General features: G+C 58.3%; 23 protein-coding genes. 15 read left to right on the top strand and 8 right to left on the bottom strand.

Annotated features, from left to right (window positions below; translation table 11 throughout):
• The first annotated feature begins 26 nt into the window (after nt 1–26).
• Genes rapZ through KO498_RS17605 form a run of 4 tightly spaced genes read left to right on the top strand, consistent with a single transcriptional unit; the run spans nt 27 to nt 2,534 of the window.
• The gene (rapZ, locus tag KO498_RS17620) at nt 27–935 is read left to right on the top strand and encodes an RNase adapter RapZ (protein WP_215961224.1); all 909 of its coding nucleotides are present in this window, start codon (nt 27–29) and stop codon (nt 933–935) included.
• Entirely contained in the window at nt 932–1,321 is a 390-nt protein-coding gene (locus KO498_RS17615) for a PTS sugar transporter subunit IIA (protein ID WP_215961223.1), read from the top strand. The genes rapZ and KO498_RS17615 overlap by 4 nt, the downstream gene beginning before the upstream one ends.
• Nucleotides 1,322–1,346: 25 nt before the next feature.
• Entirely contained in the window at nt 1,347–1,625 is a 279-nt protein-coding gene (locus KO498_RS17610) for an HPr family phosphocarrier protein (protein ID WP_215961222.1), read from the top strand.
• A gap of 18 nt (nt 1,626–1,643) precedes the next feature.
• Entirely contained in the window at nt 1,644–2,534 is an 891-nt protein-coding gene (locus KO498_RS17605; protein WP_215961221.1) for a lysophospholipid acyltransferase family protein, read from the top strand.
• 353 nt (nt 2,535–2,887) lie between these two features.
• Here the strand turns inward: KO498_RS17605 and KO498_RS17600 are convergent, their stop codons facing one another.
• From KO498_RS17600 to KO498_RS17580, 5 genes are all read right to left on the bottom strand, one after another.
• The gene (locus KO498_RS17600) at nt 2,888–3,814 is read right to left on the bottom strand and encodes an electron transfer flavoprotein subunit alpha/FixB family protein (RefSeq protein ID WP_215961220.1); all 927 of its coding nucleotides are present in this window, start codon (nt 3,812–3,814) and stop codon (nt 2,888–2,890) included.
• The gene (locus KO498_RS17595; protein ID WP_215961219.1) at nt 3,814–4,572 is read right to left on the bottom strand and encodes an electron transfer flavoprotein subunit beta/FixA family protein; all 759 of its coding nucleotides are present in this window, start codon (nt 4,570–4,572) and stop codon (nt 3,814–3,816) included. Before KO498_RS17595 ends, KO498_RS17600 begins: the two co-directional genes overlap by 1 nt.
• Before the next feature lie 215 nt (nt 4,573–4,787).
• On the bottom strand, nt 4,788–5,510 hold the full coding sequence (locus KO498_RS17590) for a hypothetical protein (RefSeq protein WP_215961218.1): 723 nt from the start codon (nt 5,508–5,510) through the stop codon (nt 4,788–4,790).
• Nucleotides 5,507–6,079, bottom strand: a complete 573-nt coding sequence (locus tag KO498_RS17585; RefSeq protein WP_215961217.1) for a cob(I)yrinic acid a,c-diamide adenosyltransferase — start codon at nt 6,077–6,079, stop codon at nt 5,507–5,509. The genes KO498_RS17590 and KO498_RS17585 overlap by 4 nt, the downstream gene beginning before the upstream one ends.
• A 17-nt stretch (nt 6,080–6,096) precedes the next feature.
• Nucleotides 6,097–6,300 carry a twin transmembrane helix small protein gene (locus KO498_RS17580; protein WP_215961216.1) on the bottom strand — a complete coding sequence of 68 codons (204 nt, stop codon included), beginning with the start codon at nt 6,298–6,300 and terminating at the stop codon, nt 6,097–6,099.
• A gap of 101 nt (nt 6,301–6,401) precedes the next feature.
• Here KO498_RS17580 and KO498_RS17575 point away from each other — a divergent pair, with 101 nt between their 5' ends.
• Complete coding sequence (locus KO498_RS17575; RefSeq protein WP_252731520.1) at nt 6,402–7,322, top strand: DMT family transporter; 921 nt, start codon at nt 6,402–6,404, stop codon at nt 7,320–7,322.
• Here KO498_RS17575 and KO498_RS17570 read toward each other — a convergent pair.
• Nucleotides 7,306–8,133, bottom strand: a complete 828-nt coding sequence (locus tag KO498_RS17570) for an SDR family NAD(P)-dependent oxidoreductase (RefSeq protein ID WP_215961215.1) — start codon at nt 8,131–8,133, stop codon at nt 7,306–7,308. The genes KO498_RS17575 and KO498_RS17570 overlap by 17 nt on opposite strands.
• Nucleotides 8,134–8,148: 15 nt before the next feature.
• Complete coding sequence (locus KO498_RS17565) at nt 8,149–8,688, bottom strand: SH3 domain-containing protein (RefSeq protein ID WP_215961214.1); 540 nt, start codon at nt 8,686–8,688, stop codon at nt 8,149–8,151.
• Between the two features lie 170 nt (nt 8,689–8,858).
• On the opposite strand from KO498_RS17565, the gene parC reads away from it, so the two are divergent.
• From parC to KO498_RS17525, 8 genes are all read left to right on the top strand, one after another.
• Nucleotides 8,859–11,195, top strand: a complete 2,337-nt coding sequence (gene parC, locus KO498_RS17560) for a DNA topoisomerase IV subunit A (RefSeq protein WP_215961213.1) — start codon at nt 8,859–8,861, stop codon at nt 11,193–11,195.
• Nucleotides 11,196–11,263: 68 nt separating this feature from the next.
• Complete coding sequence (locus tag KO498_RS17555) at nt 11,264–12,442, top strand: YjgN family protein (RefSeq protein ID WP_215961212.1); 1,179 nt, start codon at nt 11,264–11,266, stop codon at nt 12,440–12,442.
• Nucleotides 12,442–13,575 carry a M48 family metallopeptidase gene (locus KO498_RS17550; protein WP_215961211.1) on the top strand — a complete coding sequence of 378 codons (1,134 nt, stop codon included), beginning with the start codon at nt 12,442–12,444 and terminating at the stop codon, nt 13,573–13,575. Before KO498_RS17555 ends, KO498_RS17550 begins: the two co-directional genes overlap by 1 nt.
• Before the next feature lie 225 nt (nt 13,576–13,800).
• Nucleotides 13,801–15,633, top strand: coding sequence for an ABC transporter ATP-binding protein (locus KO498_RS17545; RefSeq protein ID WP_252731552.1), 1,833 nt, complete (start codon nt 13,801–13,803; stop codon nt 15,631–15,633).
• Complete coding sequence (locus tag KO498_RS17540; protein WP_252731519.1) at nt 15,630–17,465, top strand: ABC transporter ATP-binding protein; 1,836 nt, start codon at nt 15,630–15,632, stop codon at nt 17,463–17,465. The genes KO498_RS17545 and KO498_RS17540 overlap by 4 nt, the downstream gene beginning before the upstream one ends.
• A 162-nt stretch (nt 17,466–17,627) precedes the next feature.
• Nucleotides 17,628–17,924, top strand: coding sequence for a 50S ribosomal protein L28 (rpmB, locus tag KO498_RS17535; protein WP_215961209.1), 297 nt, complete (start codon nt 17,628–17,630; stop codon nt 17,922–17,924).
• A 135-nt stretch (nt 17,925–18,059) separates the two neighbouring features.
• A complete protein-coding gene (locus KO498_RS17530) occupies nt 18,060–18,407 on the top strand; it encodes a hypothetical protein (RefSeq protein ID WP_215961208.1) in 348 nt (115 codons plus the stop codon).
• A gap of 39 nt (nt 18,408–18,446) precedes the next feature.
• Nucleotides 18,447–18,956 (top strand): copper chaperone PCu(A)C, encoded by a 510-nt coding sequence (locus KO498_RS17525; protein WP_215961207.1) that lies wholly within the window; start codon nt 18,447–18,449, stop codon nt 18,954–18,956.
• Between the two features lie 12 nt (nt 18,957–18,968).
• Here the strand turns inward: KO498_RS17525 and KO498_RS17520 are convergent, their stop codons facing one another.
• Entirely contained in the window at nt 18,969–19,664 is a 696-nt protein-coding gene (locus KO498_RS17520) for an NAD-dependent deacylase (RefSeq protein ID WP_215961206.1), read from the bottom strand.
• An 81-nt stretch (nt 19,665–19,745) separates the two neighbouring features.
• Here KO498_RS17520 and KO498_RS17515 point away from each other — a divergent pair, with 81 nt between their 5' ends.
• Together KO498_RS17515 and KO498_RS17510 are read left to right on the top strand one after the other, a co-directional pair.
• Complete coding sequence (locus tag KO498_RS17515) at nt 19,746–20,423, top strand: site-2 protease family protein (RefSeq protein WP_215961205.1); 678 nt, start codon at nt 19,746–19,748, stop codon at nt 20,421–20,423.
• Nucleotides 20,424–20,480: 57 nt separating this feature from the next.
• On the top strand, nt 20,481–20,795 hold the full coding sequence (locus KO498_RS17510) for a hypothetical protein (protein ID WP_215961204.1): 315 nt from the start codon (nt 20,481–20,483) through the stop codon (nt 20,793–20,795).
• Nucleotides 20,796–20,804: the final 9 nt, after the last annotated feature.

The raw sequence follows: 20,804 nt of genomic DNA, 5'->3' as shown, positions 1-20,804 counted from the left end.
GCCATAGGCCAAAGGGGCTCTGCCAGATGAGCATAACACCAAAACGGCTGGTCTTTGTCACGGGGCCCTCGGGCGCGGGGCGCAGCACGGCGATCGGGGTGCTGGAAGACCTCGGCTTTGAGGCGATCGACAACCTGCCTCTGAGCCTTGTCGAGCGCCTGCTTGACGGGCCGCCGCTTGAGCGGCCGTTGGCGCTGGGGCTGGATGTGCGCAACCGCGACTTTTCTGCTTCTGCATTGTTGGATACGATCGACGCGAGCGCGCGGCGCTTTGATGTGCAGGCCGAGTTGCTATACCTCGACAGCCGCGAAGATGTGCTGCTCCGGCGCTTTTCGGAGACGCGGCGCAGGCACCCGCTTGCCCCGCATGAGAGCCCCGCGCTCGGGGTGCGGCGGGAGCTTGATTTGCTGGCTTCGGTGCGCACACGGGCCGATGTTCTGATCGACACATCCGAGCTAAGCCCGCATGATTTGCGCGCGGAGCTTTCGGGCTGGTTTGGCGACAAAGGCACGCCGCGGCTGGCGCTATCGGTGCAGTCGTTTTCCTACAAACGGGGCTTGCCGCGCGGTGTCGATATGGTGTTGGACTGTCGCTTTTTACGCAACCCACACTGGCAGGAAGAGCTACGCGGGATGACCGGACTTGACCCTGCGGTGCAAGACTATGTGAAGGACGACGCGCGCTACGAGAGCTTCTTTACGCAGGTGCGCGGGCTTGCGCTTGAGTTGTTGCCCGCCTACCGTGAAGAGGGCAAGGCGCACTTTTCACTCGCCTTTGGGTGTAGTGGCGGCAGGCACCGTTCCGTCACTTTGGCAGAAATGCTTGCGAAAGCCCTTGCAGAGCACGACTGGCAGGTGTCAATAAGACACCGCGAATTGGAGCGCCGCGCTGTTGGGCCAAAGCCCGATGAGCCGGAGCACGGGAGTAGATCTTGATCGGTATTGTGATCGTTGCACATGGTGGATTGGCGCAGGAATATCTTGCCGCCGTTGAGCATGTTGTTGGCCGCCAGCAGGGCGTGCGTGCGGTTATGATCGAGGCTGACTGCGACCGTGACGCTAAGGAACGCGAGATTTGCCTGGCCGCAAGTGATGTAGATCAAGGCGGCGGTGTCGTAGTTGTGACCGATATGTTCGGAGGCTCGCCTTCAAATCTGTCGCTTATGGCTTGCAAGGCTGAAAACCGGCGCATTCTTTACGGGGCGAACCTACCAATGTTGGTGAAGCTGGCAAAATCACGCCATAAGGATGTGCCTGACGCGGTGCGTCTGGCGCTGGATGCGGGCCGTAAATATATCGACAGCCAAAATGTGAACACTTAAGCGAGCAAGGGGCAGGGCGCAGGCGATGTCAGAGACACACCAGAAAACACTGCAGATTATCAACGTAAAGGGCCTGCATGCGCGCGCCTCGGCGAAGCTTGTTGAAGTTGTTGAAGGCTTTGATGCGCGGGCAGAAGTCAGCAAAGACGGAATGAGCGCCAGTGGCGACAGTATTATGGGCCTTTTGATGTTGGCAGCGGCCAATGGAAGCTCTATTGACGTTGAGACTTCGGGGCCGGACGCCGAAGCCCTTGCAGGCGCGCTTGAAGCGCTTGTGGCAGATAAGTTCGGGGAAGATATGTAAGCCCTCAAGGGTGCGCAGATGATCGAGGAACGCTTGGTAGACCAAACACAAAAACAGCCCCTTGTTTCAAGAGATGGCAAAGCTGCCCAACAATATGACCGGCGCTCGCTGACCTATGCCAACTCGTTTGACGGCGCGGGCAAGTCAACGGTGATCAAAACCATCGAGTGGCTGACTGGCAAGCTGACAATCCTGCGTCTTGTGCGCAAGTTTGAAAAGCAGGGCACGCCGACGGGGCAGGCCTTTTGGCCGGCCGTGCTCAAGGTGATGGGCATCGAGCTCAAAACGCCGCAGGAGCAGCTTGATCGCATTCCTGTTGAGGGGCCGGTTGTCGTTGTCGCCAACCACCCGCACGGGCTTGTTGACGGGATGATCTTTGCTGATCTCATTGGCCGCGTTCGCAATGACTACCGGATTTTGACCCGCGCTTTGCTGACCGGCATTGATGAGGCTGCAACCGAGTATATGATTCCTGTGCCGTTTCCTTATGAGGACGGCGCGCAGAAAAAGTTTGTCGAGATGCGCTCAAAAGCGATGGCACACCTTAAAGAGGGCGGGCTTGTGGCGCTGTTCCCATCGGGGGTTGTTGCCTCGTCGGATACGGCTTTTGGCCCTGTGATCGAACGCGAGTGGAACGTGTTCACCGCGCAGATGATCCGCCGCTCAGGCGCGCGTGTTGTGCCGATTTTCTATCAAGGCTCGAATTCGCGACTGTATATGATCGCCAACCGCATTTCGGCGACATTGCGTCAGGGCTTGTTGCTGCATGAAGTGGTGAAGAGCTGTAACAAGAACCAAGCACCGGTTGTTGGAGAACCGCTGACTGACGCGCAGATGGAACTGCTGTCCAAAGACCCGCGCGGGTTTATGGCTTGGCTGCGTGAACATACGCTGGCGCTTAAGGGCTAGCTCTTGGTTTTGGGAATGTCGGCTTTGAGCCAAAGCTAACGTTGAAGTTTGCACTGCACGGAAACAAGGCCGCAGGCCGCCGTGCATCGCCAGACCGTCCCGCGGGCTGGTGATTGGCTGCCGGAAGCACAACCAACTGAACGAGGGAGTGTTTGGCTGACATAAAGTGGCCCGAAATTCCGTCAAATCACCATCCCACGGTCTGGCAATGCACGGCTTAGCAAACGACGGCTTTGTCCGCATTGCTACCATTGGAATTGGGCGCTTTTTTTGGGGGGGGACGACTCAGCAGGGGGCCAAACTGAAAAGGCCCGCTGGTTGAGCGGGCCTTCTTTTGTTTTGTCAGTTTGGCTTCAGAGCTTTTCGATAAGCTCGGGAACGGCTTCAAACAGGTCAGCAACGAGGCCATAGTCGGCGACTTGGAAGATCGGGGCTTCCTCGTCTTTGTTGATTGCGACGATGATCTTGCTGTCTTTCATACCGGCGAGGTGCTGGATCGCACCCGAGATGCCGACGGCGACGTAGAGATCAGGGGCAACAACTTTGCCGGTTTGGCCAACTTGCCAGTCGTTTGGCGCATAGCCTGAGTCGACAGCCGCGCGTGATGCGCCAACAGCTGCGCCGAGTTTGTCGGCGAGCTTTTCGATCAGCGCGAAGTCGTCTTCCGAGCCAACACCGCGGCCACCGGACACAACCACACCAGCTGATGTGAGTTCTGGGCGGTCGCTTGCGGCGACTTTGTCTTCAACCCATGATGACAGGGCTGGGTCAGCCGCCGCACCGATGGTTTCAACAGAAGCAGAACCACCCTCGGCCGCGGCATCAAATGTTGATGTGCGGAAGGTGATGACTTTTTTGCTGTCCGAAGACTTAACAGTCTGGATCGCGTTGCCTGCGTAGATAGGCCGCTCGAATGTGTTGCCATCTACAACGCCGGAAGCGTCGGAGATAACCATAACGTCAAGCAGAGCTGCCACGCGGGGCATCACGTTTTTGGCGTCGGTCGTGGCGGGGGCAACGATGTGCTCGTAATCGCCTGCGAGTGACACGATCAAGGCTGCCGTTGGTTCCGCGAGGCGGTGACCCAGTGATGCATCTTCGGCAACGAGCACTTTGCTCACACCGTTGATTTTTGCAGCGGCGTCGCCAGCGGCGGCGGCTGAGGCACCGGCGCAAAGCACGGTGACATCACCAAGTGATGCAGCGGCAGTTACGGCCTTGGCTGTTGCGTCCATCGCAAGTTCGCCATTGTTAACTTCGGCTAGGAGAAGAACTGACATTACACGGCCCCCGCTTCTTTGAGTTTCGCGACAAGCTCGTCAACCGAACCTACGATTTCGCCTGCTTTGCGGGCTTCCGGCTCGGTCGTTGAAACGATTTCGAGGCGCGGTGTGACATCAACGCCGTAGTCGGCTGCTGTTTTCTCGTCCAGCGGCTTTTTCTTGGCTTTCATGATGTTTGGCAGTGACGCATAGCGCGGCTCGTTGAGGCGCAAGTCAACCGTGATGATGGTTGGCATGTTGACGTTGATGGTTTGCAAACCGCCGTCAACTTCGCGCGTCACAACGGCTTTGTCGCCGTCGATGTCGAGCTCGGAGGCGAATGTGCCTTGTGACCAGCCGAGCAGGGCCGAGAGCATCTGGCCTGTGGCGTTCATGTCGTTGTCGATCGCTTGCTTACCGGCAAGAACGATGCCGGGGGCTTCTTCTTCAACCACTTTGGCGAGGATCTTGGCAACTGCGAGCGGCTCGATGTCCTGGTGCACGTCGTCGGCAGCCACAACGAGGATCGCGCGGTCAGCGCCCATCGCGAGAGCGGTGCGCAGTGTTTCTTGCGCTTGCTTCACACCGATAGACACGGCGATCACTTCGTCGGCTTTGCCCGCTTCTTTGAGACGGATCGCTTGTTCAACTGCGATCTCGTCGAAAGGGTTCATCGACATTTTAACATTGGCAAGATCGACACCGGAACCGTCCGCTTTGACGCGCACTTTTACGTTGTAGTCGATCACGCGTTTGACGGGCACAAGCACCTTCATTTGCGGTCTCTCCTCTTGGGTTTAATTGAGGCACCTTGCGGCGACTCCCTTTATTACACGGCTTTGATAGCGAGTTGAGGGACGCTATAACAGTGTAAAAACGTCGCGCAATAGCACATGGACGCCGCGTTAACGGATTCTTGCGGTTGCGGAGCGTGTGGGCGGGGCTGTTTCGAGTATTTTTGCGAAAAGAAAAAGCCGGGCGCGCGAAGGCCCTATGCTGAAGCGATTGCGGTTAGGACGGTCTGGGCGTCGTCGCGAAGCTGTGAGCCGGCGGGGGCGGTTTCATAGGCGGTTTTTGCGCGGGCATTGAGGGCATCGCTGCGATACCAGTCAGCGATGGTCTTGGCGTTCTCGGCATGGATTGGCATTTCGCCAGAGCCGCCGTTCCAGAAGGCTGTGGGAATGATAACGGCGGGGCTTGGGCCCCAACAATCCGCAAGGCGGCAGAAAACCTCCTCGTCGGGCCATGCCCAGATTTGGTCTATCAGGTCTTGGGCTTTGTGGCCCGCGGCACTGAACATGCAGAGGATCTCGTCGAGTGTGTCGTATTGTTCTGCGTCATCTAGGTGGAGCCGGGTGAAACTGGCGATGAGCTCGTTCTCGGTTTCAGTCCAGCGGCTTGTGTCGCCTGTGGCGAAGCGCTGCAAGGCGACTTCGGTTCCGACAAGAGTGAGTTCTTCGCGCTGTGCGAGGAGATCAAACACGCGCGGGAGCAAGTAGCGCGACAAGGTGAGCGAGACTTGTGCAGGGGTTGCTGCGGCTTCAAACCAGCCTTGTAAGTAGGAGAGCGGCAGTTCGCGGATGTCGGGCTTGAAGAAATCGGCTTCGATTTTTGGATCAAGGCAGCAGGCTTTGCAGACTTCGGTGTCGGCTGGCTTGGCGCGGTTGAAGACTTGGTAGGCGTCTTCGATGATGGCTTGCATGACAGGGTTCAACGGTTTGCCCCCGGAACCCAGAGCACGTCGGTTGTGCCGTTCTCGTTGGCCATGCGGGCGGCGACAAAGAACCAGTCGCTCAGGCGGTTGAGGTATTTGACTGCGTGCATGTTCACGGCTTCCTGCTCGGCGAGTTCGGTTGCCAAACGCTCGGCGCGGCGGGCGACGGTGCGACAGACGTGCAGGTGCGCCGACAAGGCCGAGCCACCGGGCAGGATAAAGCTTTTGAGCGGGGTGAGGATTTTGGTCATCGCGTCGATTTCGGCTTCGAGGCGCAGGGTTTGCTCTTCGACCATGCGCAGAGGCGGATATTCGGCGTTTGCGTCATCATCGGGGTTGGGCGTGCACATGTCGGCGCCAAGATCGAAGAGATCGTTCTGGATGCGCGCGAGGGCTGTGTCGGTGTCGCCCGTGGCCGAAAGACGTGCGACGCCGATGAAGGCGTTGAGCTCGTCGGAGGTGCCGTAGGCCATAACGCGGGCCGAGTGCTTGGCGACGCGGCTGCCGTTGCCCAGTGCGGTTTCGCCCTTGTCGCCGGTGCGGGTGTAGATTTTGTTGAGCACGACCATAATGTCAGTCTTTCAGGTTAGCTTTTGGAGCGCAACCAAGTGAACAGAAGGATCAGACACACAGCGACGAACTGAGCGCCGATACGCCAGCGCATGACTTTGTTGGCATGTTTGCGGTTAAAGTCACCGCCCTTGGCAAAGCCGCCGATGCCGATCATGAGGATGATGACCACGGCAGCGCAAGACAGGATTACGAGAATAAAGAGTGGATCATCTGTCATGGCGTGGTTCCTATGCTGGTGCTGCCCTACTTTTAGGGGCTTTTGCGGGGAATGCGATAGCAAACTGGCATGCGGGGCGGAATGCCGCTACTCACCTTGTTATGAGTGATGCGCGCATGGCCCTGAAGGGCGATAATGTTGTCTTGGCGATCGGGCTGTTTTTGACAGCGCTGTTGTTTTTTGACCTGATGGGGCTGGTGATAAAGACGCTTGGCGGGCGTTACACGGCGGCCGAGCTGTCGGTGTATCGCAATGTGTTTGGTCTGGTGCCGACACTGATTGCGCTGCATATGGCGAAAAGCTGGAAGGCCACTGGCCGAGCCTGGAAGATACGGCAGTGGCGGCTTGGCTTTCTGCGCGGTGGCTGTATCGCCCTCGCACAGTTGTTGTTTTACTTCTCGCTGACGTTCATGCCCTTTGCGACGGCTTCGACGCTGTCTTATGCCTCGGCGATCTTTACCACGGCGCTGGCTTGGCCTTTGCTGGGCGAGCGTGTCGGCATGATGCGCTGGCTGGCGGTGCTGATCGGTTTTGCGGGGGTGATTCTGGTTGTCGGGCCGAGCCGTGAGGTGTTTGGCTGGTCCGCGACCGTCCCGCTGGGGGCGGCGGCGTTTTATGCTTTGGCGGCGATCAGCACGCGTTTGTTTGACAGCGATGTGCCGACGCCGCTTATCAATGTCTATTCCGCCAGTGGAGCGCTTTTAGGGTCGTTGATCCTTGTGCCGTTTTTCGGCGCTTTCAGCCCGTTGCAGAGCTGGGCCGACCTCGCGCTGATCGCGCTTATGGGCGGGTTTGGCGGCGTGGCTGTGTTGCTCTACGTGTTTGCTTACCGCATGACCGAACAAAGCAACCTTGCACCGTTCAGCTACTTTGGCATCCCGCTGGCGTTCGGGCTTGGCTGGTTGGCCTTTGGAGAAGCGCCTTGGGATGATCTCTTCCCCGGGGCCTTGCTGATTGCCTTTGGCGGCTTGTTCATTGTCTGGCGCGAGCGCCGGCTTAAGGCGGCTACCCGCGTGAAATAAGCCAGTCGAGCGCGCGTGTCGGCAAGATACGGCGGGCGAAGCCCATGAGATATGTTGGTGTCGTCACATAATAGCGCGGGCGTGGGCGCGGGCTTTCAAGCGCGTGGGCGAGCTTTTTGGTGACGGCAGATGCAGGAAGCTCAAAACGATCGGGGCCGCTGTCTTTATAGAGGCGTTCGAGCAGGTTGTTCTCATATTGCGCACGGCGCGGGGAGGTGCGCCAGTCAATGAAACGCTCGAAATGCGGGATCGAGTTTTTGCGGATGTCGGAGGTGATCGGCCCGGGTTCAAGTGTTATGATGTGCAGCGGCGTATCGCGCATTTCGATCCGCAGGGTGTCGGTAAGGCCTTCGAGGGCGAACTTGCTTGAAGAGTAAGCGCCGCGCCACTGCATCGGCACCAAGCCGAGCACGGAAGAGCAGTTGATGATCCGCCCGTGACCCTGCGCGCGCATGACGGGGATGACAGCGCAAGTCAGCTCATGCAGGCCAAAGAGATTGGTTTCATACACATGCCGGAGCGCGTCGCGTGGGATGTCTTCAACTGCGCCGGGGCAGGCGAATGCGCCGTTGTTGTAGAGCGCATCAAGCGTGCCGCCTGTGAGGCCAAGCACCTTGGCGAGGGCGGCGTTGATGCTTTCGGTCGAGGCGTAATCAAGCGGGAAGCTTTCAAGGCCTTCGGCGCGCAGGCGGGCGCAATCGGCTTCTTGCCGGCAGGTGGCGAAGACACGCCATCCGCGTGCGGCAAGCCCGTGAGCGGCATCATAGCCTATGCCTGACGAGCATCCGGTAATGAGAATAGTGCCTGTCACGCGGTGTGCGATTTCTTAGTTTGAAGCAGTGAGCAGGAAGTCGGCCATAAAGCCGATGCGGCCTGTCTCAACGACGCGCAGCTTGAGCCAGCCATCACCTGTGTCGGCCAGCACTTGCACGGCTTGGCCGCGTGTGAGCTTGCCAACTGCGGCGTAGTCGGTGCCCGGCCCTTTGCGCAGGTTAACGCGGTTGCCTGTCACTTCACGGATGTCGGTTGCGGCTTGGCTTAGGGCTGTCACATCAGCGAGCTTGTCGGGGTCAACCACAGGGGTTGTCGGTGTTGTCGCTTCGGGCTTTTGCGGCGCTTCGGTTTGCTGGGTAACCGAGGCGAGCACGATCACGGCCTCGCCTTGAGCGGCTGTGATGACCGGCGCAGGTGTCGGAGCTGTGGGCTTTGACTGCGCTTCTGCCAGAAGGCGCTGGGCTTCGGCTTCATGGCGTTCTGCGGCCAGAGCCTGACGCGAGCCATCAGCCGGCGCGTAGTCGGCGCCGCCGCTGAGCTCGTAAAACGAAAAGCCCAATAGACCAAAAGTAACAACGATAAACCGCCACATAACGCAAAACCCCCTAAGCGAATATGAAAACCCTAATGTCAGCACCATACACGATTCGCACCCGAAATTAGGGAGAAAGAACGCCTCTGGTTCCCCGTTTGATATATTTACCACGCGCCATGTGCATTTTTAGGATTCAAACTCAGTGGGAAAGGCCTTAAGACAGTCGCATGAGTGATTTGATTGACGAGGATGATACCCACGGGTCGGAAGTGTCCGAGCCCCTGCGCCGAGCGATTGGCGACAGGTATCTGACTTATGCGCTCTCGACGATCATGCACCGCGCCTTGCCCGATGCGCGTGACGGGCTGAAACCTGTTCACCGCCGTATTTTGTATGCGATGAGCCGCCTGAAGTTGAACGCCACTGGTGGGTTCCTCAAATCCGCAAAAATTTCCGGCGACACGATGGGTGACTTTCACCCGCATGGTGACGCGGCGATTTATGATGCGATGGCGCGTTTGGCGCAGGACTTTAACGTGCGCTACCCGCTGGTTGACGGGCAAGGCAACTTTGGCAACATCGACGGCGATAACCCGGCGGCCTCGCGCTATACAGAAGCGCGGATGACGGTTGTTGCCGAGTCTATGTTGGAAGGCCTCGCGGAAAACGCGGTTGATTTCCGGCCCAACTATGACGGGCGTTTGGACGAGCCTGCTGTGCTTCCGGCGACCTTCCCGCATCTGTTGGCCAATGGCTCAACAGGTATTGCTGTGGGCATGGCGACGAACATTCCGCCGCATAATATTGCCGAGCTGGTGGATGCTTGCTTGCATCTGATCAAGGTGCCGGACGCACGCGATGATACGCTGCTCAACTTTGTGCCCGGCCCTGACTTTCCGACAGGTGGCACGATTGTCGAGCCGCCCGAGAGCATTGCGCAGGCATACCGCACGGGGCGCGGCAGTTTCCGGTTGCGCTGCAAGTGGGAAGTGGAAGATTTGGGCCGCGGGCAGTGGCAGATTGTTGTCACCGAGATCCCTTATCAGGTGCAAAAATCAAAGCTGATCGAGAAGATCGCCGAGCTGATCCAGCTTAAGAAGATGCCGATCTTGGGCGATGTGCGCGATGAAAGCGCCGATGATATCCGCCTCGTGCTGGAGCCGAAATCAAAGAACGTCGACCCGGATGTGTTGATGAACATGATGTTCCGCAACTCTGACCTAGAGACGCGCTTTAGCCTCAACATGAATGTGCTGATCGACGGGGTGACGCCGAAGGTTTGCAGCATGAAGGAAGTGCTGCGGGCCTTTCTTGATTTCCGCCGTGAGGTGCTTGAACGGCGCTCTATTCACCGGATGGAGAAGATCGACGCGCGGCTTGAGGTGCTTGAGGGCTTTATTGTTGCCTTCCTCAACCTTGATCGGGTGATCGACATTATCCGCTATGACGACGAGCCCAAGGCCGCGCTCATGCGTGAAGACTGGGGGCGGGATTTTGTGCGCGCCACAGACGAGCGCGACTATCGCTCGCCTGCCGAGGGCGGTGATGACGGGCTGACCGAAGCGCAGGCCGATGCGATTTTGAACATGCGTCTGCGCAGCTTGCGCAAGCTTGAAGAGATGGAGCTTGTGGCCGAGCGCGACAAGTTGATGGAAGAGCGCGCCGGGCTTGAAGACTTGCTTGAGAGCCATGAACTGCAATGGGCGGCCATCGCTGGTCAGCTCAAAGATGCCAAGAAAACCTTTGGCAAAGATTATGAAGGCGGCGCTCGTCGCACCTTGTTTGCCGAGGCGGGCGTTGTTGAAGATGTGCCGCTTGAAGCGATGATCGAGCGTGAGCCGATCACGGTTGTTTGCTCGAAGATGGGCTGGATCAGAGCAATGTCGGGGCATATTGACCTCACCCGCGAGCTGAAGTTCAAAGACGGCGACGAGGGGCGTTTTGTCTTTCACGCCGAGACAACCGACAAGATCTTGCTCATGGGCAGCAACGGGCGCTTCTATACGCTTGGCGCGGCAAACCTGCCCGGCGGGCGCGGCATGGGCGAGCCTCTGCGCTTGATGGTTGATCTGCCCAATGAGGCAGAAATCGTCTCGCTGTTTATTCACAAGGCTGGCGGCAAGCTGATCGTGGCCTCAAGCGAGGGCAACGGCTTTGTTGTGCCCGAAGACGAGGTGATCGCGCAGACAAAGACCGGCAAGCAGGTGCTCAACGTCAAAGACGCGGCTGCGGTGATTTGCAAGCCTGTCAGCGGCGACCATGTGGCGATTGTCAGCGAGAACGGCAAGTTCCTTGTCTTCCCGCTGGATGAGTTGCCGGAGATGGGCCGCGGCAAGGGTGTGCGCTTGCAAAAGTATAACATGGCGCGCGGTAAACAAGGCGCGCTTGAGCTTGACGGCGGGTTGTCTGACCTCACGACATTTACGTGGGAGCAGGGGCTTAGCTGGCCTATGGGCGGCGGCAAAACCCGCAATGAGCCCGACATGAGCGAATGGCTTGGCAAGCGCGCAGGCGTTGGCAAACGCCCGCCCTATGGCTTCCCGCGTGATATGAAGTTTGATTGATCGTTGCGTTTCATTCAACTATCAGGCGATTATTATCCAAACAAAAGTAATTCTGAGGGACAGAACTTATGAGCACAGAAAGTGACATTCAGGGCCAGTATCGCGGCACGCGATCCGAGCTGTTTAACCTCGCGTTTGTGACATCACTGCTCACACTCGTGACGCTTGGCATCTACCGTTTTTGGGCCAAAACCCGCATTCGCAAATACATCTGGAGCTCGGTTTCGGGTGACGGGGATGCGTTCGAATACACTGGCACCGGCATGGAGAAATTTCTTGGTTTCCTTGTCGCGATCGTTGTTCTGGCGATCTACCTCGGGGTGATCCAGATGGTGCTGTTCTTCTTTGGCATCAGCTTTGTCGCAGAGCCAACCAGCCAAGCCGAAGTGATCATGATGATCGCGGCGATCTACATCAACCTTTTTGCGCTGTTTCCGCTGATCTTTTATGCAGCCTACCGCGCACGTCGCTACAAAATGGCGCGCACGCGCTGGCGCGGTGTTCGCTTTGGCATGGAGCAGGGCGCTTGGGGCTTTGCTCTGCGCGCTTGTGGCTACACGCTGTTGACGATCGTCAGCCTCGGCCTTTTGGCGCCGCTGGCCAACTTCAAGCTGGAGAAATACATGGCTGATCGCAGCTGGTATGGCGATGCGAAGTTTGAGCAAGGCGGCAAGTGGACAAAGCTCTATGCCGCAATGCTGCATGTGTTCATTGGTATTGCGCTCTTGATTGTTGGCATTGTTATCGCGCAGGCCTCTGTGTTTCTTGGCATGGTGCTGGTCATTGTTGGCTATGGTTGGCTGATCGTTGGGTCGATTTATTACCGCGTCCACGCGATGCGCTATATGGCCGCCAACCGCACTTTGGGCGATGAAGTGACGTTTACCGCCACGCCGCGCACTGGTGAGCTGATCAAGATATTGTTTCTTGGCTCACTGATCATCATAGGCATCACTTTTGGCATCGCCATCGTCGGATCTCTGGTTTTTGGTGGCCTCTTTGCGGTTGGGTCTGAGGCCTTGATGATCGTTGCTGGTGTTTTAGGAGCCATCCTCTACATAGCGTTTCTGGTGATGATCAGCGCGCTGTCGCTGGTGTTTATCGTTCAGCCGATGTTGTCACATTTTGTCACCGAGTTGACAGTGCACAACAAAGACGGATTGAACACGATCAGCCAGCGCGCAGCCGAAACCGGTGTTGACGCTGAAGGCTTTGCCGATGCGCTCGACGTTGGCGGCGCGTTCTGATGCAAGAGGCCGCGGGCAGCTATTTTGACGGGCTGTCCGCGGCCAAACACAAGGTTGTTGTCAGGCTTGACGAAGCGACGGGATACCTGACTTTCGAGGGCGAAAGCCTTAAGGCTGTCCAGCATTGGCGGCTGGAAGATTTGCGCTTGCTGGCCGATCAGCCCGGCGGGGGCTGGCTGACGTTCACCCGCTATACCGAGCATGAGGACGAGACGCTCTCACATGAGGCGCGGCTTTCGGTACGTGACGGAGCGATGAACGCGCGGTTGCGCGAGATCGCTCCGCGCCTGAAGAAGCGCGATGTGCACCGTGGCACGGGTATGCGGGTTGTTAAAACGCTGGCAGCTGCCATCGCCGCGGTGTGTTTGATGCTGTTTGTGATCTTGCCAGCGATGGCCGACACGCTGGCGCGGATGATGCCGCGTGAGCGCGAAGTGCAGTTCGGCCGCGCGGTGATTGCTCAGGTTAAGTGGTTTGTCAGGCGTGGCCATGGAGATGTCGCGGTATGCGAAGCCCCTGACGGGCTTGCGGCGCTCAAGCAGATGGAAGTGCGTTTGACTGCTGAAATGAACATGGAGTACGAGCTCGACATTCAGGTATTTGATCATCCGATGGTCAATGCTTTTGCGGCTCCCGGTGGGCAGATCGTGATCATGCGCGGGCTGCTTGATGACGCCACCAGCGCTGACGCGGTTGCCGGTGTTCTGGCGCATGAGATCGGCCATGTCGAGAACCGCGATGCCACGCGAGGCGCGTTAAGGGCGGCGGGCTCGGCGGGTTTGATCTCGATGGTATTTGGCGACTTTTCCGGCGGGGCTTTGGCTGTCGTACTGGCCGAGCAAATGCTGGAGACCAGCTACACCCGTGAGGCTGAAGCCAAGGCCGACGACTACGCGCTTGAAGCCTTGAAGAAGGCCGAGGTGAGCGGCGAGGGGCTGGCGACTTTCTTTGACTACGTCCTCGGGCTGGAAAGCGAGTTGCCAGGAGCCCTCGAGACGCCGGCTTACCTGCGCTCGCACCCGCCCTCACTTGAGCGCGCCAATAAGGCACGCAGTTTTGCCGGAACCCAAGGCGCAACGACATCGGTGCTGAGTGATGCCGACTGGAGCGCGCTGCAAAGCATTTGCGATTGAGCCACGCAGAGGTGAAGCAGGGGGTGACGCAGAGGCCACGCAGGGGGTGACAGCACCAAAAAGCTGCGCTAGGCTTTAGGCAAATGTGAGGAGGGACAAATGTTTTACGGGATCTGGCACGACTAACAGCATCGCTGGCCACCCGATGCGCCGCTGTTTGCAGCCGCCGCTACATTTGTATTCTGTCCCTACGGACACCTCCGAAAGTTCTACCCGATGAAAAAGCTGTTTTCCTACTTTGAAGCCCTCGTTGATCCTTACATTGCCTACCCTGCCGAGGATGTGCCGCCGCAGACGCTTTGGCGTTTTATGCTCGGGTATTCCAAGCCCTTTAAGGCGGTGTTCTGGGCGGCGGGCATTCTGTCGGTCGTTGTCGCGCTGGTCGAGATTGGCCTGATTTACTACATGGGTTGGATCGTTGACGTGCTGTCAGGCACACCCGAGCAAGTCTGGCAAGACCACGGCACGGCGCTGATCTATCTGGCGCTGTTTATCGTGTTTATCCGCCCCGCGCTGCATGTTGCCGACGTGATGCTGATCAACCAGACGATCCTGCCGAACTTCGGCTCGCTCATCCGCTTTCGGGCGCATGGGCATGTGTTGCGACAGTCGGTTGGCTGGTTTGAGAACGACTTTGCCGGCCGCATCGCCAACCGTATTATGCAAACCCCTCCCGCCGCGGGCGAGGCAGTGTTTCAGGTGTTTGACGCGCTGACATTCTCGCTGGCCTATGTGATCGGTGCAGCTGTGCTTTTGTGGGGCGCTGATGTGCGGCTTGTCGCGCCCTTGCTGGTTTGGCTCGTTGCTTACGGATTGCTGATCCGCTGGGTGATCGCCCGTGTTGGCCCCGCCTCCAAGGAGGCCTCCGATGCGCGCTCGCTGGTTACAGGGCGGGTTGTTGACAGTTATACCAACATTCACTCGGTGAAGATGTTTGCCCACCAAGGCCAAGAGCTTGATTTCGCCCATGAAGCCATCGAGAAAGCACGCCAGACATTCATGGTCGAGATGCGCATATTCACCCGCATGGATCTTGCTTTGGTGACGCTCAACGGCTTGCTGATTGTCGGCGTTGTTGGCTGGGCTGTCTGGCTCTGGATGCAGGGCGAGGCCACTGTTGGCATCGTCGCGGCGGCGACGGCGCTGACGCTCAGGCTTAATGCAATGACCGGTTGGATCATGTGGGCGCTGACATCGTTTTTCCGCCAGCTCGGGGTTGTTGCCGAGGGCATGGAGACCATCGCCCAGCCGATTGCGCTGGTTGATAGCGACAGCGCCAAGCCTTTGCAGATCGCCAAAGGCGAGATCGAAATCAAAGCGTTGTCACACAGCTACGGGCGTGACAGCGGTGGGCTTGAAGGCGTTGACCTGCGCATCAAGGCTGGCGAGAAAGTCGGGCTTGTCGGGCGCTCTGGTGCTGGCAAGTCGACGCTCGTGAAGCTGTTGCTGCGCTTCTATGATCCTGAAGCCGGGCAAATCCTGATTGATGGTCAGGATATCACCCAAGTCACTCAGGACAGCCTGCGCCGGCAGATCGGCATGGTGCAGCAGGAGAGCTCGCTTTTGCACCGTTCGCTGCGTGACAACATCCGTTATGGGCGGCCTGATGCCAGCGAGGAAGAACTGCTTGCGGCGGCTGGTTCGGCAGAGGCGCTCGAGTTTATCGGCGAGTTGCAAGACCCCGAGGGGCGCAGCGGTATGGATGCGCATGTTGGCGAGCGTGGCGTGAAGCTTTCGGGTGGGCAGCGCCAACGCATTACGCTGGCACGGGTGATCCTCAAAAACGCGCCGATCCTGTTGCTCGACGAGGCGACAAGCGCGCTTGATAGCGAGGTCGAAGCCGCCATTCAGGATACCCTATATGGCATGATGGAGGGCAAAACCGTGATCGCGATTGCGCACAGGCTGTCGACAATCGCCGAGATGGACCGCATTGTTGTGCTCGACGCGGGGAAGATTGCCGAAGAAGGCACCCACACCGAGTTGCTGGCAAACGGCGGACTTTATGCCGAGTTCTGGGCACGTCAATCGGGCGGATTTTTAGGAGAGGCCACATGAGCACAACCGAGGCTTTTGCGAAAGTTGCCAGCCGCGCGGCGGGGATGATCGACGCCGAGAAACCCGCCATCGGCGCGCCGCCAACAACGCTTTGGCGTTTTGCGGCTTGGTGCCTGCGCGGTGCCTGGCCTGTCATCGCTTTGGCGGGGTTTGTCTCGGCGCTTTCCGGTGCGTCAGAAGTGCTGTCGATGTATGTGCTTGGCCGCGTTGTTGACGTCGCCGCGACGGGCGCACCACTGACAGACAACATCGGATTGCTGGCGCTCGGAGCTTTGCTGCTCATCGGGCTGCGGCCTGTATTCTTCGGGCTCAATGCGGTTTTTCAGTCGGTCGTCTTGGGGCCGAACCTGTTCAAACAGATACTCGCGCGGCTCAACCGTTGGACGCTTGGGCAATCTGTCGGGTATTTTGATGACGATTATGCAGGCCGTCTGGCGCAGAAACAGGTGCAAGCCACCCGCTCGCTGACGGAAGTTGTGATCGAGATGGTCAACGCCATCCTGTTCGCGCTGGCTTCGGTGATCGGCTCGTGCATCTTGGTGGCGATGGTCGATGGGCGATTGGTCGGCGTTATGCTTGTCTGGATGGTGGTTTACGGCCTCTATTTGCGCTATTTCCTGCCGCGTATCCGGCTGCGCTCAAAAGATCGTGCAGGGGCACAGGCGATGGTCTCGGGGCAGGTTGTTGACACGATCACCAATATCAAAACCGTCAAGCTGTTTGCCGGTGACGCCCACGAGGAAGCCGCAACGTCTGATGTGCTTGAGGTGTTGCGCGGGCGTGCGGTGGCCTTTGGCGAGCTTTCTTCGCTATTTCGTTACGGCTTGATCCTGATCGCAGGGCTCTTGCCTGTGGGCCTTGTCGGTGCGGCGCTTGCCTGGCGTGATAGCGGTGTGAGCGCCGGTGATATTGCGGCGATCGGCGCGGTGAGCATCCGGCTGGCGCAGATGTCGGGTTGGATCAGCTTTGTCTTGATGACCATCTATATGCATCTTGGCGAAGTTGAAGACGGCATGCGCACTCTGGCCCCTGCAAAACGCTTGAAGGCGGGGAGCGGGGCGGCACTTGATGTGCCCGCGGGTGCGATCAGCTTTGAGGATGTGAGCTTCACTTATGGCGGCGGTGCGGGCGGCGTTCAGGGCATTGATCTGCGCATCAAGGCTGGTGAAAAGCTCGGCATTGTCGGAGCATCCGGTGCCGGCAAATCAACTCTGGTCTCGCTGCTTTTGCGGCTTTATGACCCCGAGCTTGGCAAGGTGACAATCGACGGGCAAGACATCTCTGATGTGAGCGAGCCGAGCCTCAGACGCGCGATTGGCATGGTCACGCAGGAGACGGCGCTTTTCAACCGCTCGGCACGCGAGAACATCACCTACGGGCACCCTGACGCCAGCGAGCAAGAGTTGCTGAGCGCGGTTGATGCCGCTGAGGCGGGCGCGTTCATCCAAAGCCTTGAAGACGGGCAGGGGCGCTTGGGCTATGAGGCGCATTTGGGCGAGCGCGGCGTCAAGCTGTCGGGCGGGCAAAGGCAGCGCATTGCGCTGGCGCGGGCGATCTTGAAAGATGCGCCGATCCTTGTGCTCGACGAGGCAACAAGCGCTTTGGACAGTGAAGTCGAGGCTTCGATCCAGTCGGCGTTGCAGACCGTTATGAAGGGCAAAACCGTGCTGGCGATCGCGCACCGGCTGTCGACGATTGCGGCGATGGACAGGGTGATTGTCATGCGCGAGGGGCGGATCGTGGAAGAGGGCAGCCATGATGATTTGCTGGCGCGTGGCGGGATATATGCCGATCTCTGGGCGCATCAGTCGGGCGGGTTTCTGGAACTCTGAGCGGCTTGTCTCAAAACCTGCGCTCTATGCGCTTGACGGGCGAAGCGATTCCGCCTAAAGACCGACAACGGATTTGACGGGCGCTGCGCGACGGCGCCCATGTTTATTGCCAGCAGTCTCTGCCAAGAGGCGAGCGGCAGATGAGAAGATGAGGAACAAGCCATGTCACGCGTATGCGAATTGACCGGAAAAGGCCCGATGGTTGGCAACAATGTCAGCCACGCGAAAAACAGAACGCGCCGTCGGTTCTTGCCGAACCTGAACGACGTCACGCTCCAGTCAGAAACACTGGGCCGCGGCTTCAAGATGCGCATCTCTGCAGCGGCGCTGCGCTCGGTTGATCACCGTGGCGGTCTTGACAAGTTCTTGGCAAAAGCCAAAGACACCGAGCTTTCAGAAAAGAACCTGAAGCTGAAAAAAGAGATTGCTAAGGCGCAGACGGCAGCAGCCGAAGCTTAAGCCTCTTTGCTGACAGTTAGAAACGGCCCTGCCCAAGCGGCGGGGCTGTTTTTGTTTGTGTGGATGGGCGGGCTTTGCCCTGTTTCATTTTGTCACTTTGAACTCCGCAATGAGAGGCGTAGACTCGAAAACAGAATGACCACGCTTCGCTCATATCTCGCCATTGTGCTGTCTCTGGCCCTCGTGCTGACGGGCGGTGCTATGGTGCAAGCCCGTATGGTGAACCCGGCGACCGGGCTGATGGTTCTTTGCTCCGGCTCCGGCCCGATAGTGATGCTGGTTGACGCGCAGGGGCAGCCCACGAGCGCGCCGCATCTCTGCCCTGACTGCACCCTTGTGGTTGCTGCTTTGTTGACAGAGCAGCCAGTGGCGGCAGAGCTTGTTCTCGGCGGCTCGACTTTGTTGAGCGTGGCGACACGAACTGAAGCTCCTACGCAGCACATTTTGCGCAAGAACGCGCGCGCTCCACCATTGATCATCTGACGGTTTCCACTCAAACATCAGCTAATCAAAGGACATATCATGTCATTCAAAACCACAATTCTCGCAGCCATTGCGGCTGTTTCTCTCGTTGCGCCGGCATATGCCGAGGGCCTCATGGTCACCGACAGCTATGCGCGCTCTTCAAGCCCTGTTGCCAAGGCCGGTGCCGCATTTTTGACCATCGAAAACCATGGCGAAGACGACACGCTGATCGGCGCCAGTTCTGATGCGGCCAAACGTGTCGAGCTTCACACGCATATCAAAGCCGATGATGGCGTTATGCAAATGCGCGAAGTCGAAGGCGGTATGCCCGTGCCTGCGCATGAAGGCCTGAAGATGAAACGCGGCGGCTATCACGTGATGTTCATGGGCCTCAACGAGCCTTTTGTGCAGGGCGAGACGATCACCGTAACGCTGCAGTTTGAAAAAGCTGGCGAGATGGTTGTCGAAGTTCCTGTTGATCTTGAACGCAAGCCCGAGATGAAGATGGAAGGCCACGATCATGAGCACAAGCACGGCGACGACGAAAGCCACAGCCACAGCGATTGATCCGGTGTTAATCTAGGCTGACAACAGCTCATCAATCCACGCAGGCACAACTTTGCTTGCGGGGCCTAGGCGGCGCTCGTCAAACAGGGTGCCGCCTTGTGAGGCTTCGAGGTTGAGCTCGATGGTCGGGATGCGGTTTTGCCGCGCTTGGGCGACAAAGCCGGCAGCAGGGTAGACATTGCCCGAAGTGCCGATCGAAGCAAACAACGTCGAGCGCGCAAGGGCGTCTTCGATCGTGTCCATGCCGTAGGGCATTTCTCCGAACCAGACGATGTCGGGCCGCGTTGCCGCCGCGTTGCAGTGCGGGCATGTGTCGCTTGGATGCATGACCAAAGGGGCCGCCCAGCGTTTCTCGCAGGCACCACATAGCGCGCCCTCAAGCTGTCCATGCATGTGCAAGACATTTTGCGCACCAGCGGCTTCGTGCAGCCCGTCGACGTTCTGAGTGACAATCAAAACCTCGCCGTTGTAACGGGCTTCCAACTTAGCCAGCGCTTCATGCGCAGCGTTTGGCGTGGCCTCGCGAGCCTGCGCGCGGCGGGCGTTGTAAAAGCTGTGCACAAGTTCGGGATCGCGCGCAAAGCCCTCGGGTGTGGCGACATCTTCAATGCGGTGCTGCGCCCAGAGGCCCCCTTCGTCGCGAAAGGTGCCAAGCCCGCTTTCCGCCGAGATACCTGCACCCGTAAGGATGGTGATCATTTCTGTCATTTCAACAGCTTAACGCGGCAGCGCGGCGTGGCAAGTCGTTTCTCTCTTGCCCCTCAGGATGCTTGCGGTAATGGTCAGTTTATGTTTCAGCCCGGCCCAACGATCTTTAGCTTTCAAGGCCTCTTCGGGGTCAGAGTCGAAATTGCGCAGTCGCTCATTTTGTTGGCGGGGCTGTTTCTGCTTTTGTCGGGGCTGAGCAACTTTATCTGGGTTGGCATCACAGTGTCGATGTTGCTGGCTTCGATTTATCTGCACGAGCTTGGCCATGCCTGGGGCTGTCAGGTGCAGGGCATTCCGGTGCGGCGGATTGTGCTCTTTGGCGGCGGCGGGTTTTGTGAGCACGCACGCTCGGGCACACGCCGCGAACAAGAGCTGATCGTGGCGATGGGCCCGATCGTCAACCTTGCGCTGTGGGCCCTCAGCTCGCTGGGGGCTTGGTATATCTTTAGCAGTGGCAACATGTTGTTGGCGACATTCGGCGGGTATCTCTGGTTGTTTTCGCGCATCAACATCGCGCTGTTTGTGTTTAACATGCTGCCCGTGCAGCCGCTTGACGGGGGCAAGCTGTTGCAACTGACGCTGCTGCGCTTTGCCTCGCAAAACACGGCAATGCGTGTTGCTGGCGTGATCGGGCTGGTGTTTGCTGTGCTCTGGTGGCCGGCGCTGTTTTACCTTTGGTATACGTCGGGCTGGCTTTTGCTCTTTGCGCCGTCGATCAAGACACATTTGGACATGGCTAAGGGCCAGCAGCGGTTCTGAGCGAGACTCTTGCGGCCAGACGCGCTATCACAGCTAAATCATCTGAAGGGGAACGATATGAAACAGATTCTTCTGGTCACTTTACTGGGCTTGGCGTTTGCATCAGCTGCCGCCGCCGAAAGTGCTTCCGAGCGCGATGCGCGTTGTGAAAAACAAGGCGAGATCATTGCCAAAGCCGCCGAAGCGCGGCTTGCCCGCACGCGTGAGGCCAAGGCAAAAGAAGAGATTATGGAAAGCACCGAGGAAGATTATAAAACCTCTGTGCCGCTGCTGGTTGGCTATATCTACACCTTGCCGCGCAAGGATTTGAAAGCCGCTGATCCGAAGCTTGCTTTTGTCGAGCAATGCTCGGGCTTTGATCCTGACAAATAGCCCCTATAT

The organism is Lentibacter algarum (assembly GCF_018860975.1).
In the GTDB taxonomy this organism is placed as follows: Bacteria; Pseudomonadota; Alphaproteobacteria; order Rhodobacterales; family Rhodobacteraceae; genus Lentibacter; species Lentibacter algarum_A.
This window is presented reverse-complemented; position numbering and strand designations above follow the sequence as displayed.